The sequence below is a fragment of the Carnobacterium sp. genome (assembly GCF_040274945.1).
In the GTDB taxonomy this organism is placed as follows: Bacteria; Bacillota; Bacilli; order Lactobacillales; family Carnobacteriaceae; genus Carnobacterium_B.
In genome coordinates this window covers 118,153-131,886 of the sequence record NZ_JBEMAR010000005.1, presented here as the reverse complement: position 1 = coordinate 131,886, position 13,734 = coordinate 118,153, and the positions used below count along the sequence as shown (strand labels likewise).

Below are 13,734 nucleotides of genomic sequence, written 5' to 3'. Positions count from 1 at the left end.
AATTCAGGATTTTTCTTCGCTGTGTTCTGCGTATTTTTTCTACCCATCATTTGGTATACTGATTACTATACAACCGGTTACAGAAAGAGGTTTTCGAAATGACGAATATGAAAGATATTGCAAAAATTGCTGGTGTATCTTCTGCTACCGTTTCAAGGGTCATTAACAATAATGGTTATGTCAGCCATATTACTCGCCAAAAAGTCGAAAGCGCTGTCGAAAAATTAGATTACGTTCCGAACAGTCAAGCGATTTCGTTGAAAAAAGGAGCGACCAAAACCATTGGCATCATTGCACCGAATATTACTGAGACCATTACTGTCTTAGTCAAAAATTTTACATTAGCTGCCCAAAAAAAAGGGTATACGGTCATTCTCTACTTAACTGAAAATGATCCTAAAAAAGAATTAAATGCTTTAGAGCTGATGCGCAGTAAACAATTAGATGGTATTTTTTTGATTATTCGCTCGAATGATTGGTCAACCATTGAATCGTATACAAAATATGGACCTATCGTTACTTGGCAGAGAGTCAAATCTCCTTGTATTTCGTCTGTTTTTATTGACCAATATGATGGTTATCTTTTGGGTCTTGAACATCTTTACGCTAACGGGTGCCGCACTATTATTAATCTATACAGCGATATTCGACGATTGAATACTAAAAGCCGAATCAAAGCTTATGAATATTTTTGTAAAAAGTACGACTTGACCCCACATTCACCCGAATTGTTCAATAATATCAACAGCATCCAAGATGGTGAGCACATTGCTCATTGGTTAGCCGAACAAAAAATCAAGCCCGATGCCTTCATGACAAGCTCTGACGCTGTTGCAGCTGGTTTAGTTTCGCAAGCAAAACGTTTAGGGTACTCGTTGCCTGAAGATTTTTCAGTGATTGGTTTTGATAATATTGAAATCTCACATTTGTTAGACATCACAACGATTGATTACTCCATACATAAGCAAGCCGAAAATGCGTTTAAGATGATCAACAATGATCTGTCTTTACAAAAGTTAACACCCGAAGAACTAGCCTTTACTTTAATCGTACGTAAAACAACAAAATAAAACAGCAACAACGTCCTCATGGCTTTCTACAAACAATCCCTATTCCTCCAGAAATTCAGTACATTTTCCAGCACAAAAAAAGTAAGAAGCTATTTTATCTGCTTCTTACTTTTATTTAGCTTATTCTTCTACGGGAACAACTGCTCCATCCCATTCTTCTAAGATGAAATCTTGTACTTCTTCAGATTTCAATACTTCTATCAATTTCAAAATAGCTGGATCTTCAGCATCTTCTGAACGTACAGCAATAATATTTGCATAAGGAGAAGACGAACTTTCAATAGCAACTGAATCGTCAAGCGGGCTGATATCTTGATCTACAGCAAAGTTTGAGTTGATGGCAATTAGTTCTGCTTCATCTTGTTGGTACAATGTTGTCATCAATGCTGGATCATTTTCATATTCAAATTCCAAGTTCTTAGGGTTTTCTTCAATGTCATCAAACGTAGCTGTTGTAAGGTCTACGCCATCTTTCACGGTTACTAGACCTGCTTCTTGGAAGATTCCGATCACTCGGCCCCAGTCTGCTTGGTTGTTGCTGACTAAGACAGTTGCGCCATCTTCTACATCTTCTAAACTTTCATAACGTTGAGAAAAGATTGCTAACGGTTCGATATGAATGCTTCCAGCATTCACAAAATCATAACCGTTTTCTTCTACAGCTGCATCAAAAAATGGAATATGTTGGAAGTAGTTGGCATCAATTTCGCCTTCATCTAATGCCACGTTTGGTATAACATAATCATTGTAAGTAGTGATATCTAATGTAATACCTTCTTCTTCAAGAATTGGCGCAGCGAATTCTAAGATTTCAGCATGCGGCACGTTGCTAGCCCCAATTTTGATTGTTGTTTCTTCTGCTCCTGAACCACTTGATTCAGTACTGCTTTCTTCGTTGCCACAAGCAGCTAATGTTAATACTACTCCTGTTGTTACTAATGCTGATAAGATTGTTTTCTTTTTCATCTTTAAATCCCCCTATTTTTTCTAATTTTTTTAATGCTTTTTAAATCCCCTATTTAAACTGCGGTAGTGCTTTTTAATCAGCTAGTGATGGTTGTTCGTTTTTCACTTAGCTGTTTAACGTTTATCCACTTTCTTAACGATCACATCTCCAATAGCTTGTATAATAAAGACGATGACTAAAATGATTAACGTTGCGACTAAAACTACTGTACTTTGATTTCGCTGGAACCCATCAAGATAAGCGAGGTTTCCTAAACCGCCTGCTCCAATCACACCAGCCATTGCCGTATACCCCACTAAAGAAATGGTTGTGACTGTAATTCCTGATACAATAGCTGGCAAACTTTCTGGAATCAAGACTTTATAAATAATTTGCCATTTATTGGCCCCCATTGCTTCAGCGGCTTCAACAACACCTTTATCGATTTCTCGAAACCCAATTTCAACCAATCGTGCAAAAAATGGAGATGAAGCAATGATTAATGCTGGTAATGCTGCTGTTGGACCAGTAATTGAGCCTACAAGTGTTTTGGTAACTGGAAGCAATAACACAATTAAAATAATAAAAGGAATAGAACGGAAGACATTGACTAAAATAGCGACGACTCTGTAAAGTGTTTTAGCTGCCAATGTATCTTTCCCATTTGTTTCATACAATAGTAAACCTAGCAGCAAACCTGCAAAAAAGATAATGACTACTGAACCAATCGTCATACCGATCGTCTCTATCGTTGCCTCTTGCATTTTTTCCCAATCAACTTCTGAAAAATCAAAGTATTGTGATAAAACACTCGTTCCTAAATTAAGTTTCGACAACATGTTCTACCACCTCTACTTCTACCTCAAGTTTTCTTAATTCTTCAATAGCCACTTCGATTCTTTGACTTTCACCCGTTAGTTGAACATAAAGCGATCCAATTGTGCCATCTTGTGTTTGTTGAATACTTCCTTGAATGATACTTAAATCGACGCCATCTTCTCGAACGATTTTTGACATAATCGGCATCTTGGCTTGTTGCCCATGGAACGTTAAGTGAACAATTTTTCCTTCAGGATATTCTGCCAACAATTCTTCAAAAATCATATCGGTATCTTCACTGTCTGGATTTGCATCTTGGCGAATAAAGCGTTTAGTAATGTCTTGTTGTGGTTTTTTGAATACATCAATGACAGAACCTTCTTCAACAATTTTCCCATCATCCATAACTGCAACCTTGTCACAAATTTTACGAATCACGTGCATCTCATGTGTGATCAAGACAATCGTTAGGTTTAAACGCTTGTTGATATCCAATAGTAAATCGAGTACTTCATCTGTAGTCTGTGGATCCAGTGCACTTGTTGCCTCGTCACAAAGCAATAATGTTGGATCGTTAGCGAGTGCTCGCGCAATTCCAACCCGCTGTTTTTGACCACCTGAAAGTTGCGACGGATAAGCTTTTTCTCTTCCTTCTAACCCTACTAAACCAATAAGTTCTTTGGCTTTAGCTTCACGTTCTTTTTTAGGAATTTTTGCCAATTCAAGCGGAAAAAGAATATTTTCTTCAACTGTCCTAGACCATAACAGGTTGAAATGTTGAAAGATCATCCCGATTTTCTGGCGTTCTTTTCTGAGCTTTTTTCCTTTTAATTGTGAAATAATGTTTCCTTCAATAGCTACTGTACCGTCTGTTGGTGTTTCTAGTCCATTGAACATTCGGACCAATGTACTCTTTCCAGCTCCAGAATACCCAACGATTCCATAAATTTCACCATCTTTGATGGAAACATTGATATCTTTGACAGCCGTTAAACTGCCTTGTTTTGTTTGAAATACTTTTTTTATATTTGTTAGTTCAATCACTTTTGATCCACCTCCTAATTCATTCAAATAAAAAAACTTTCGCCCTTATACTAAGCGCACTGCTTACTATAAGGACGAAAGTTCTGACTTTTCGTGTTACCACCTTAATTTGCTGATTCATCACTAAATCAACCTCATACAGTACTCAAGTATTTTTCAACTTTTTTATACTGTGGCACGTTATCGGGTGCACCCGGAATAGGCTTATGCAAAGCATTCACTTATTCTGCTCAAAGACCATCTTCGGCTCAATTCCCATTACCTTTTTCCAGCAAACAAGGCTCTCTATAAATGGTTATTACGAACGTACTCTTCTTATCATCGCGTTATTGATATTTAACATATTTTAACAGAGCATATTTTTTCTGTCAACTTTAATTTCTAGACTTCAGCCGACAATTTTTCAAAAGCATCCGGTTCTACGTCTTTTAATTCAAGAATCCAATTGTCGTTTTTGTCCATGCTATTTAGTTTTTCAGGATTGTCTGTTAGTTCTGCATGGAATCGAACCACTACACCCGTTAATGGAGACAACAGTTCAGTAACAGCTTTTGCCCCTTCGACTCCTAATAAGACATCATTTTCTCTTACTTCATCTAGCGTATTTGGAAGTTCAACAAACATAACTTCGCCTAAATCATCTTGCCCTTTTTCAGATAATCCAATACGGTAATTGTCGCCTTCTTTTAATACCCATAAGCCGTTTTCACTATATTTCATTTGCTTTTCCAATTCGATCGCTCCATTCTGGTTCTTTATTTTATCCAAGTCTGTTCATAGATATCTTCTTTAAAACCAAGAGTTGTTCTCTTGCCATCAGTCAACAAAGGTCTTTTGATCAGCATCCCATCTGAAGCCAAAACGGCTGCGCATTCGGTTATGTTCATGTTTGGCACTCTATTTTTCAATCCTAACTCTCGGTAGCGATTCCCACTTGTGTTAAAAAAGCGAAGCACTGGTAGATCTGTTTGGCTCATCAAGTTAATCAAGGTTTCCTGTGTTGGTGGATTCTCAATCATGTTTATTGCACGGTACTCGATTAAATGGTCATCCAACCATTTCCTTGCTGCCTTACAGGTTGAACACGTCGGGTGTTGATACAATTCAAGCATTGAAACTCACTCCAATACAGTACTCATTTTATTTGAAATCTTCATCTTCTTCAGAGAACATGTAACTGCGGTAATGGTACCTCATAGACATAATGAGTCCGACACCCATCATATTCCCTAACAATGCCGTTCCACCTTGAGAAATAAATGGCAATGGTATTCCAGTTAACGGAAGCAATCCAATACTCATCCCAACATTTTCAAAAACATGGAACAGAATCATCATGATAACGCCGGTTGCAATATACGCATAAAATTCGTTTTTCGTATCAAAACAAATGCGGATCATTTGATAGATCAGTAAGAAGTAGATAAAAATTAAAATACAACTGCCAAGAAAACCAAAATTTTCTCCGATTGTTGAAAAAATCATATCAGACTCTCGAACCGGCACATACACTTCTGATGTCCCAAATCCTTTACCAAACATTTTACCTGACCCGATCGCTTTAATACTTTGGATCAGTTGATAAGAAGTATCACCTGAATCTCCGTAAGGATTCAACCAGGAATCTATCCGAGAAAATTGATACGGTTTAAAACCCAATCGCAATAAAAAGTCACGATTGTATACAACTAATACCAGTAAGGTTCCACCAAGAGCGGCAACTCCTGAAAATAGTGGCAGAATAATTTTCCAAGTAACTCCTGAAATCAACATTAAACCAATAATAATGGCAATAAAGACTAATGTTGAACCTAAGTCATTTTGTAACATAACAAGTACAAGTGGTGGAATAGAGGTTAATATGATTTTACCTATCAATAAAAAATCGGCTTTAGGGTAATGAGTTGGATAATCGCCGTTGTGTTTTGTAACGACACGAGCCAGCATTAGAATAAAAGCTATTTTCATGATCTCCGAGGGCTGAAAGGTTAATGGACCTATCTTAAACCAGCTTTTTGCTCCGGTACTTAACTCAGTAGGCCGGTCATAAAAGAATAATACCAACACTAATAGAAAAAGCCCAAATCCATACGCTATCGGGGCAAGTTTCCATAACTGCTCAGAATCAAACTGCATGATCACTACGATGGCAACTGCACCAACTACGTACCAGATGATTTGCATCACTGTAGCACCGATTCCAGCGTTCGCAGTTAAATGAGTGGTTGAATAGATAGTCGCAATACTAATGATTGCTAGCAACAATACGGATAAGATAATCCCATAATCTATTTTTGTTTCTTTATTTTCTGTCATTTTTTAAAATTCTCCTTGTGTCCTATCTATTAAAAAATGTCTTCCTCAAACTTCATCCATTATATAAGAAAAACAAGCTAAAAAAAAGGGCTGTCTCTTTTCTTAGAAAAATCTTACAGAGCTCTTCTATATTAACTACGACTAAAGAAAAAGAAAACTGAGTCTTCACTCAGTCTTCTTTATGTTTTTCTACTGTTTTTAATTTCACTAATTTTTTATGTTGAATTGATTCTGAATCATCTGGATATTCTTTTTCCTTATCATCTTTCTCTTCATTATCTTTTTCAATCTTAACTTCTTGAACCGATTTACCTGTTTTAATTTCAAAGTAAACGGCATTGATCAGAGCACCTAACAGTAAAATGATGGCCGATAAATAGAGCCACAGCATCAAAACAATGAAGACTCCAAACGTCGCACTAGCAGCTGCTTCCCCTCCAGCGAATTGCACATAAAGTGTGAAGGCTTGTGATAAAACCATCCAACCTATCGTAGCAAATACTGCTCCTGGAAGAGCATACTTGATGTGCATACGGTGATTTGGTACTAAGAAGTAAACCATTGTAATGATTAGAATCAAGACAATAAATAAAACCAACCATTTTAAACTAAATATTTGTAAAATAAAATCTAGTTCGATTCCTACAAAATCTTCGATGAATAATAAGATAAATTCACCAAATACAAAGACGAAGATCAGAACTCCTACAATCGCCACGATGGCTAATTGTACTAAGAAAGAAACTAATCGAACAATAATAAAATTATTCCTTTTTTCTACTCCATAGACGTCATTTAAAACATTTTGCAATGCATTAAAAGCTTTACTGGCCGACCACAATGACGTAATCAAACCAATAGAGATAGCGCCTCCGCTTGAACTATTCAAATAACTTTCTAGAATTGGAGCTAAAACATTGTATATATCTGGTGGAACAGCTGTTTCTACCATTGGCAATATATCTGCTGCATCTATTGGAAAGAGAGGAATAACGTTCGCTACGACCAATAAAATCGGAAACAAGGATAATAGAGTGAAGTAAGCTAGTTCAGCTGCATTTGATGAAACTTCAGCTCTTGCCCAATTGGGTTTTAGTACTTCTAAAAAATGCTTAAATCTATCTTTAAAAGAAGCTGACTTTGCATTCGTTGACAAAACAATCACATCCTTTACGTTAAGTTATGTATAGAAAAAGCATAGCATAGATGGGTTCAAAAAGCTTTTAGGATGCTCTTAATAACAATGTAGTAAAAAAAAAGATCAACCCTAAAGTAGGATTGATCTTTTAGATTCAGTTTATTGCTCATTCAAATTTACATTTGGTGTAAATTATAATCCATAATTAATTTATTTATGCCTTCATCGACAGTTCTTACTTTAGACTCTGTTCCTGAATTGGTTTTTACGGTAACAGTTTGGCCTTCTTCTTGTTGCAATTGACCAATTTTTTCGTCATTCACATAAAGCTCTAACTCAACAAAACCTTCTCTATTATTAGGGGTTTCTTTTACTTCTACTTGAATTTTTTTATTTCCTTTTGACATGCGAATGCTCCTTTTTGCAGTTAGTTTCTTCATTAGTATACTGCATTTCGGAAAGAAATTCATTTATTTATGCATTTAATGCAACTTCTGTTTCAAAACACACTCATTAGATTACATAAAAGAACTTAAGGCTTCATGATACGGAAGATTTAATGACTCTCCAACTTCTTTTTTAGTCAATTTTCCAGCCATAACATTGATGCCCGTATAAATCGTTGCATTTTCTTTAGCTGCTTTAATCAGCCCTTTATTTGCAATTTCAACTGCATAAGGAATGGTTACATTGGTTAAGGCTAAAGTAGATGTTTTTGGAACAGCTCCGGGCATGTTGGCAACTGCGTAATGGACAACGCCATGTTTGATGTAAACAGGATCATCATGGGTGGTCACTTCTGAAGCTGTTTCAAAAATACCCCCTTGGTCAACCGCTATATCAACAACAACCGAACCTGGTTCCATTTGTTTAACCATTTCTTCTGTTACTAAGGTTGGTGCTTTAGATCCCGGGATCAATACAGCTCCAATTACTAAGTCTGCTTCTTTAACTGATTTTGCAATGTTGTATTCATTTGACATAAGTGTGTTGATTCTATTTTCAAATAGATCATCCAATTCTTCTAATCGCTTAGGATTAACGTCCAAAATTGTCACTTCTGCTCCTAGACCGATTGCGATTTTGGCTGCATTTGTTCCGGAAACACCACCACCTATGATGGTTACTTTTCCTTTTTGAACGCCAGGCACTCCGCTTAACAAGATCCCTTTTCCTTGATTGACACTCTCAAGAAATTCAGCACCGACTTGGGCAGCCATTCTTCCGGCAATTTGGCTCATTGGCGTCAATAAAGGTAATGTTCCGTCGGTTCCGACCATTGTTTCATAGCCAATAGCTGTAACTTCAGCTTTCATCAGCTCTTTAGTTAATTCTAAAGCTGGCGCTAAATGCAAGTACGTGAACACTATCATCCCTTTTTTGAAATACTTGTATTCGCTTGGAATAGGTTCTTTTACTTTAATGATCATTTCAGCATCCCAAATTTGCTCAGCATCTTCAAGCAATGTGGCTCCTGACAGTTGATAGTCTTCATCCGTAAATCCGGCCGTCTTTCCTGCGTTCACTTCTATGATGACTTCGTGTCCATTTTCCACAAGGCTATTTACACCAGCAGGAGAAATAGCTACTCGACTTTCATTATTTTTTATTTCTCTTGGTATCCCGATTTTCATTGTTCATACCCTCCATTTTTATATCTTCTTTTTTTATCCTATAGGATCATTGTAACGCTGAATCAAATAGAACCCAACTATTTTGAAGGATTCTCTTTGTTTCTCTCATATTGTTCTTTATCAGCTCTATTCGTTTTCAAAACTAATTTAACTAATTTTTAGTGTCCTAGACATATTTCGTCTATAAAAACGCCTATTATTTAATTCGATTTCTGTATGCTATATGCATTTGGTTTAGAATATTATATAATCAGTTATTGTGATTGTGATTGTTGGAGGTGGAACTGGTGTTAATCGATGTTGATGATAATTTTTTTAATGAATTAGAAGAGGTTTCAACTTTACTAGATATGACTGTTGGAGAATACTTAGAAAATCTTCATGAAAAAAATCAAAGTTTAAAAAATGTTTTACTAGAAGATAAAGAAGGTCTCCAAGAATTCGTAAAAAAATACCATACAGTATTAGATGATTTGTTTATACTGAATCGTGAAGCCTTAGCTATTGTTAACGAAAATGATGATGCTGAGATTATGAAACCTGTATTTTTGAAATTATCAAAAATTGCAAGTGGTGATATTACGGTATTGTCTAAATTATATGATGTTTACGTTCAAACATCCAAACAACAAATGATAAGTTCTTCAACATTAGAATAACTTACATACATTCTAATGACTAAACTAGAAACAAAAAAACACATCTTAAAAAGATGTGTTTTTTTTATTTTACTATTGTCTTGAGTTGTTTATCGCAAAAGATTCGTTCGATTTCCATTCATATATTCTTCAACAATTTTTTTATTCACTAAAGGAGTGTCGCCATAAGTCGTATGCGCAAATACAGCATTGGAAACGGCGAATGCTATCGATTTTTCCTCTGACCATTCTTCAATGTATCCCGTAATGATTCCTGCAGCAAAAGCATCTCCTGTTCCTATTCTGTCTAAAATAGTCAATTCATACTCTGTACTAACCGAAAACTGTTGATTGTTTCTAAGAAATCCTTTTAAAAATTGTTTCTCCCCTTTATTTTCACGCAATGTTCCTGCAAATAAAGAAATCCCATATTTTTCTACAAAAGGTTTACTGACAACGTTTAAACGATCCGCAATATTCTTTAAATTTTCATCTAAAGGAAAATCCAATAATTCTGTTAAGTCACGTATTCCTCCAAAAACAATATCACAGTAAGGGAGAATCTCTTCATACTGTTCTTTTACCCATTCATGACTTTTATCTAAGTTGATACTTGAGCGGTAATTAAAATCAAAACAAACGGTTTTCTTTAATTCCTTTGCTTTTTTCGCAATGTACATTGTCGTTTGTCTTACCGTTTCACTGACCATCAATGAAATACCACATATATGCACAATATCAGCCTCTTTAATAGCTTCATCTATGTCGAAATCATCTAAGTGACTTTGAGAAAAGGAACTTTCAGATCGATTTAGATAAGTAACTTCAGAAGGCCGAGCCCCAAAGCCCATTTCTAAAAAATATATTCCAATATGGTTTCCTTTGTAAGCCACACTTGTATCGTTTACGCCTAGTTTTCGGATATAGCTTGAAGCTGCTCTTCCCACTTGATTATCTGGCAGACTCGTTACTAGTGATGTATCGTAACTAAAACGCGATAAATTGCTTAAAATATTTAAACCTGTCCCGCTAAAACTTAAATCAACTGAATCAGTTTGCTCGATAAACTTATAATGAGGAGGCGTCAAACGCATCATGACTTCTCCAAAAGCGATAATTTTCATTACAATCCCCTACTTCTTTTATGATAAGACTTTTTTCATTATCCGATACAATTCTTTAATGTCTTCTGGTTTAGTGTCACCCGTTTCTTGATCGATAATTGAACTATACACATGAGGAATAACTTTTTCCACTCCTACATCTATCGCGATTTGGAGTATTTCTTCAAAATTTTCTAAATCGATTCCACCAGTTGGTTCAAGAATGAAATTATGTTTAGCGCAGGCTTGTGCTACAGCAATATATTCATCCTTGTGCGTCAACCCTTTCATCGGGAAAAACTTCACTGAGCTTCCGCCCATATCTTTCAACATCGCTATAGCTGTTTCAATAGGTACTTCTGCTTTAGGCATCTGGCTGCTTAATGGACCTGTAGAAATCGTTACATAGCCTACTTTGTTTGTAGGAGAAATCAAACCGTTAACAATTGTTTGTTCTTGCTTTAACAAAGCTCTAGACGCTCCTACACCTGTAAATACTTGGTTCACATGTTGAGGTTGAAGTTTTCCAGAAATTCGGCTAACCATTTTACTTTGATTTGGATCCCCAGCTCCAAGACCAACGGATAAAGCATTATGGATCGCATCTTGGTATTTTTTCATATCTTCAATCGCTGTTTGATCCGTTTCGTAGTTTTTTGAAAGAACACCTAAAAGAATATTTCCTTCTGCAGCTTCATAACAATCTTTTGCATTTTCAATTGAGTTAGCCAGTACGTTTAGACAAATTCGGTTTTCTAAGTAATTAGGTGATTTACTCATCTATTTTTCCTTCTTTCTCATATAAGGCTACTATTTCTTTCACTCTTGTTCCTATTTTTAACATCTCATCTTTAGTTACAGCACGAATATCGAATTCAATGATGCCATTATTCATTTCATACTCTCGCGTATAAATGGCTGGATTTCCAGTTTTAAGCTCTTCAACCAGTTGACTAGCATTTAATGGTGCTTCATCATTAACCATAAGTTTAGCTCTAAAAATAGTTCTGCCAGCTTTATCTTGTGCAACTGAACACGTTATTCCTTTGATACTGTTCAGTTCCTCAACTAGTGGCGCAAGTCTTTTTTTCATCTGCTCTGCTGACTCATTGTCTTGTTCAATATAATCTTCAATTGCAGTAGCTAAGCCAAGAATATTTTCTTTGCCTATTTTCATTGCTCGACCTATTCCTTTACTTTGCAAACGAACCCATTCTATCAACTCAGTCTTTCCAAAAACAATGCCCGAACTCGTTCCTTCAAAGGCTTTTGCTCCGCTATAAATGACTAAATCGATTCCCATAGAAACATAAGCAACTAAATCTTCTTCTGCTGCTGCATCCAAAATCAATGGCAACTGATGCTCATGAGCAACTTGTAGTGCCTCTTTGATTGAAAGCATACTCTTTTGAACGGTATGATGGCTCTTCACGTAAAGAATCGCCGCAGTTTCCGGAGTGATCATAGATGCGATATGCTGACTGCTGCACATATTGGCGTATCCAGCCTCGACAACTTTTCCGCCTCCCAATTCAATCATTGTTTCTATAGGTGTTCCATAATCCACATTGTGTCCTTTTGGAAGAATGATTTCACGCTTGGTTACTTTATCTGTATAAGGATGGTACAAATGATAGTGGCTCCCTTTGCCAATAATCGCTGCAACTGATTGAGCAATACCCGCGGATGCAGAAGACACAATCGTACAGTCTTCTGCATTGACCAATTTCGCAATATACTGTCCTGTTTTTTGAACTAGGTCTTCCATTTCAAAAAAGTGCTGTCCGCCAAATTTCTGAGCTTTAATCACGTTTTCACTATACTTTGATACACCTAATATACTCATTTTACCGCTTGCATTAATGACTTCTTTTAAATTATATTTCTTGTAATAATCCATCTTCCTCAACTCCTACTCTATAATCATTACCCCCGATTATTGTATAGATAGGCGTAATCACTTGTGTTGTTTTTCTGGTATTTCCATTGGAATCAACCAATGTTTTCTCTTTATTTTCCACATCAAAAATCGTAATATCAGCATCATAACCAATCTCTAATGTACCTTTTGACTTTAACTGAAACGCTTTTGCTGGATTTGTCGTTACCATTGGGATAATATCGCTTAAAGCATAACCTAAAAAGAGCATCTTCTCTATCACTGTGGAAAAATTATACACTGGACCATCTTCTCTATTTCGGTGGTAGATATCTGTACTAACGATATGACAAATCAACTTTTCTCTTTTAGCTTGCTCTGCAACAGCAAAATTAAAACTATCTGTTCCATGTCCAATATCGAATCGAATACCTTTTTGATACGCATCCCATACAAAATCATGAATCTGACCAGTTTCATTTAAAATACCATTTAATTTTCCATTGTAACAGTGTGTTAACACATCGCCCTTATCCATAATAGATAAGATGGTTTTTAAATCTGGAGGAGCTGATCCAACATGAACCATTAATGGAATCGCTTGATTCTTTTCTTGAATCAATTTTGCCAATTCTAATGGCCGTATGCCATTGTCTCCGATAACGGTTTTGCTCATTCTGGCTTTGATTCCTACTATAAAATCTGGGTAGTTTTTTATCACTTCAGAAACTTTTTTCTCTTGAATATTCGTTAAGTCGGCTAATTCATTTTGATGAACAATCCCTGTTTTAGAAATATTCACTAATGCGAACACATTAGTCTTAGCTTGACTTGCTAAAGAATAAAATTCAGCAATATTATCCGCGCCCGTTGAACCGGCATCAATCACACTTGTGACTCCTTTTGTATAGCCAATCGTGTCAGGCGAATCATAATAAAGATTCATTTCTTCGTAACAATGGGTGTGCCCATCGATCCACCCAGCAGAAAGATAGGATTGATGATTTAAATCAATTGTTTTTTTAGCGTCTTTCACTTGTAATTTCTTTTCTATAGCAACGATTTTTCCATTTGTGATACCGATTTCGATTGGTTCTTCGGTTGCTGTTTTTGCATTTTTAATATACAGATCAAACATATTCTCCCA

The 13,734-nt window shown here is 36.1% G+C and carries 15 protein-coding genes and 1 other annotated feature; of the genes, 2 read left to right on the top strand and 13 right to left on the bottom strand.

The window, feature by feature from the left end:
- The first annotated feature begins 98 nt into the window (after window positions 1-98).
- Window positions 99-1,070 (top strand): LacI family DNA-binding transcriptional regulator, encoded by a 972-nt coding sequence (locus ABS916_RS06870; protein WP_350451175.1) that lies wholly within the window; start codon window positions 99-101, stop codon window positions 1,068-1,070.
- A 120-nt stretch (window positions 1,071-1,190) separates the two neighbouring features.
- On the opposite strand, the gene ABS916_RS06865 is transcribed toward ABS916_RS06870, so the two are convergent.
- The 9 genes from ABS916_RS06865 to ald form a co-directional block, all read right to left on the bottom strand.
- The gene (locus ABS916_RS06865; protein WP_350451174.1) at window positions 1,191-2,036 is read right to left on the bottom strand and encodes a MetQ/NlpA family ABC transporter substrate-binding protein; all 846 of its coding nucleotides are present in this window, start codon (window positions 2,034-2,036) and stop codon (window positions 1,191-1,193) included.
- Window positions 2,037-2,150: 114 nt separating this feature from the next.
- A complete protein-coding gene (locus ABS916_RS06860; RefSeq protein ID WP_035021485.1) occupies window positions 2,151-2,855 on the bottom strand; it encodes a methionine ABC transporter permease in 705 nt (234 codons plus the stop codon).
- Window positions 2,839-3,879 (bottom strand): methionine ABC transporter ATP-binding protein, encoded by a 1,041-nt coding sequence (locus ABS916_RS06855; protein WP_350451173.1) that lies wholly within the window; start codon window positions 3,877-3,879, stop codon window positions 2,839-2,841. The genes ABS916_RS06860 and ABS916_RS06855 overlap by 17 nt, the downstream gene beginning before the upstream one ends.
- A 67-nt stretch (window positions 3,880-3,946) precedes the next feature.
- Window positions 3,947-4,210 (bottom strand) — a binding site (T-box leader).
- Window positions 4,211-4,260: 50 nt separating this feature from the next.
- Window positions 4,261-4,611 (bottom strand): glycine cleavage system H family protein, encoded by a 351-nt coding sequence (locus ABS916_RS06850; RefSeq protein ID WP_350451172.1) that lies wholly within the window; start codon window positions 4,609-4,611, stop codon window positions 4,261-4,263.
- 23 nt (window positions 4,612-4,634) lie between these two features.
- Window positions 4,635-4,991, bottom strand: a complete 357-nt coding sequence (locus ABS916_RS06845; RefSeq protein ID WP_035021481.1) for an arsenate reductase family protein — start codon at window positions 4,989-4,991, stop codon at window positions 4,635-4,637.
- 28 nt (window positions 4,992-5,019) lie between these two features.
- Window positions 5,020-6,195: an FtsW/RodA/SpoVE family cell cycle protein gene (locus ABS916_RS06840; protein WP_350451171.1), complete on the bottom strand. Its 1,176-nt coding sequence runs from the start codon at window positions 6,193-6,195 to the stop codon at window positions 5,020-5,022.
- 169 nt (window positions 6,196-6,364) lie between these two features.
- Window positions 6,365-7,360: a YihY/virulence factor BrkB family protein gene (locus ABS916_RS06835; protein WP_051923363.1), complete on the bottom strand. Its 996-nt coding sequence runs from the start codon at window positions 7,358-7,360 to the stop codon at window positions 6,365-6,367.
- A gap of 149 nt (window positions 7,361-7,509) precedes the next feature.
- Window positions 7,510-7,740 carry a DUF2969 family protein gene (locus ABS916_RS06830; protein WP_035021476.1) on the bottom strand — a complete coding sequence of 77 codons (231 nt, stop codon included), beginning with the start codon at window positions 7,738-7,740 and terminating at the stop codon, window positions 7,510-7,512.
- Window positions 7,741-7,851: 111 nt separating this feature from the next.
- Complete coding sequence (ald, locus tag ABS916_RS06825) at window positions 7,852-8,967, bottom strand: alanine dehydrogenase (protein WP_350451170.1); 1,116 nt, start codon at window positions 8,965-8,967, stop codon at window positions 7,852-7,854.
- Window positions 8,968-9,254: 287 nt separating this feature from the next.
- Here ald and ABS916_RS06820 point away from each other — a divergent pair, with 287 nt between their 5' ends.
- Window positions 9,255-9,626: a hypothetical protein gene (locus ABS916_RS06820; protein WP_035021472.1), complete on the top strand. Its 372-nt coding sequence runs from the start codon at window positions 9,255-9,257 to the stop codon at window positions 9,624-9,626.
- Window positions 9,627-9,715: 89 nt separating this feature from the next.
- On the opposite strand, the gene ABS916_RS06815 is transcribed toward ABS916_RS06820, so the two are convergent.
- Genes ABS916_RS06815 through ABS916_RS06800 form a run of 4 tightly spaced genes read right to left on the bottom strand, consistent with a single transcriptional unit; the run spans window position 9,716 to window position 13,725 of the window.
- Complete coding sequence (locus ABS916_RS06815) at window positions 9,716-10,729, bottom strand: sugar kinase (protein ID WP_350451169.1); 1,014 nt, start codon at window positions 10,727-10,729, stop codon at window positions 9,716-9,718.
- 18 nt (window positions 10,730-10,747) lie between these two features.
- Window positions 10,748-11,488, bottom strand: coding sequence for a 2-dehydro-3-deoxy-phosphogluconate aldolase (gene dagF, locus ABS916_RS06810; protein ID WP_350451168.1), 741 nt, complete (start codon window positions 11,486-11,488; stop codon window positions 10,748-10,750).
- Window positions 11,481-12,608 (bottom strand): DgaE family pyridoxal phosphate-dependent ammonia lyase, encoded by a 1,128-nt coding sequence (locus tag ABS916_RS06805; protein ID WP_350451167.1) that lies wholly within the window; start codon window positions 12,606-12,608, stop codon window positions 11,481-11,483. The genes dagF and ABS916_RS06805 overlap by 8 nt, the downstream gene beginning before the upstream one ends.
- On the bottom strand, window positions 12,586-13,725 hold the full coding sequence (locus ABS916_RS06800; protein ID WP_350451166.1) for an amidohydrolase/deacetylase family metallohydrolase: 1,140 nt from the start codon (window positions 13,723-13,725) through the stop codon (window positions 12,586-12,588). Before ABS916_RS06800 ends, ABS916_RS06805 begins: the two co-directional genes overlap by 23 nt.
- Window positions 13,726-13,734: the final 9 nt, after the last annotated feature.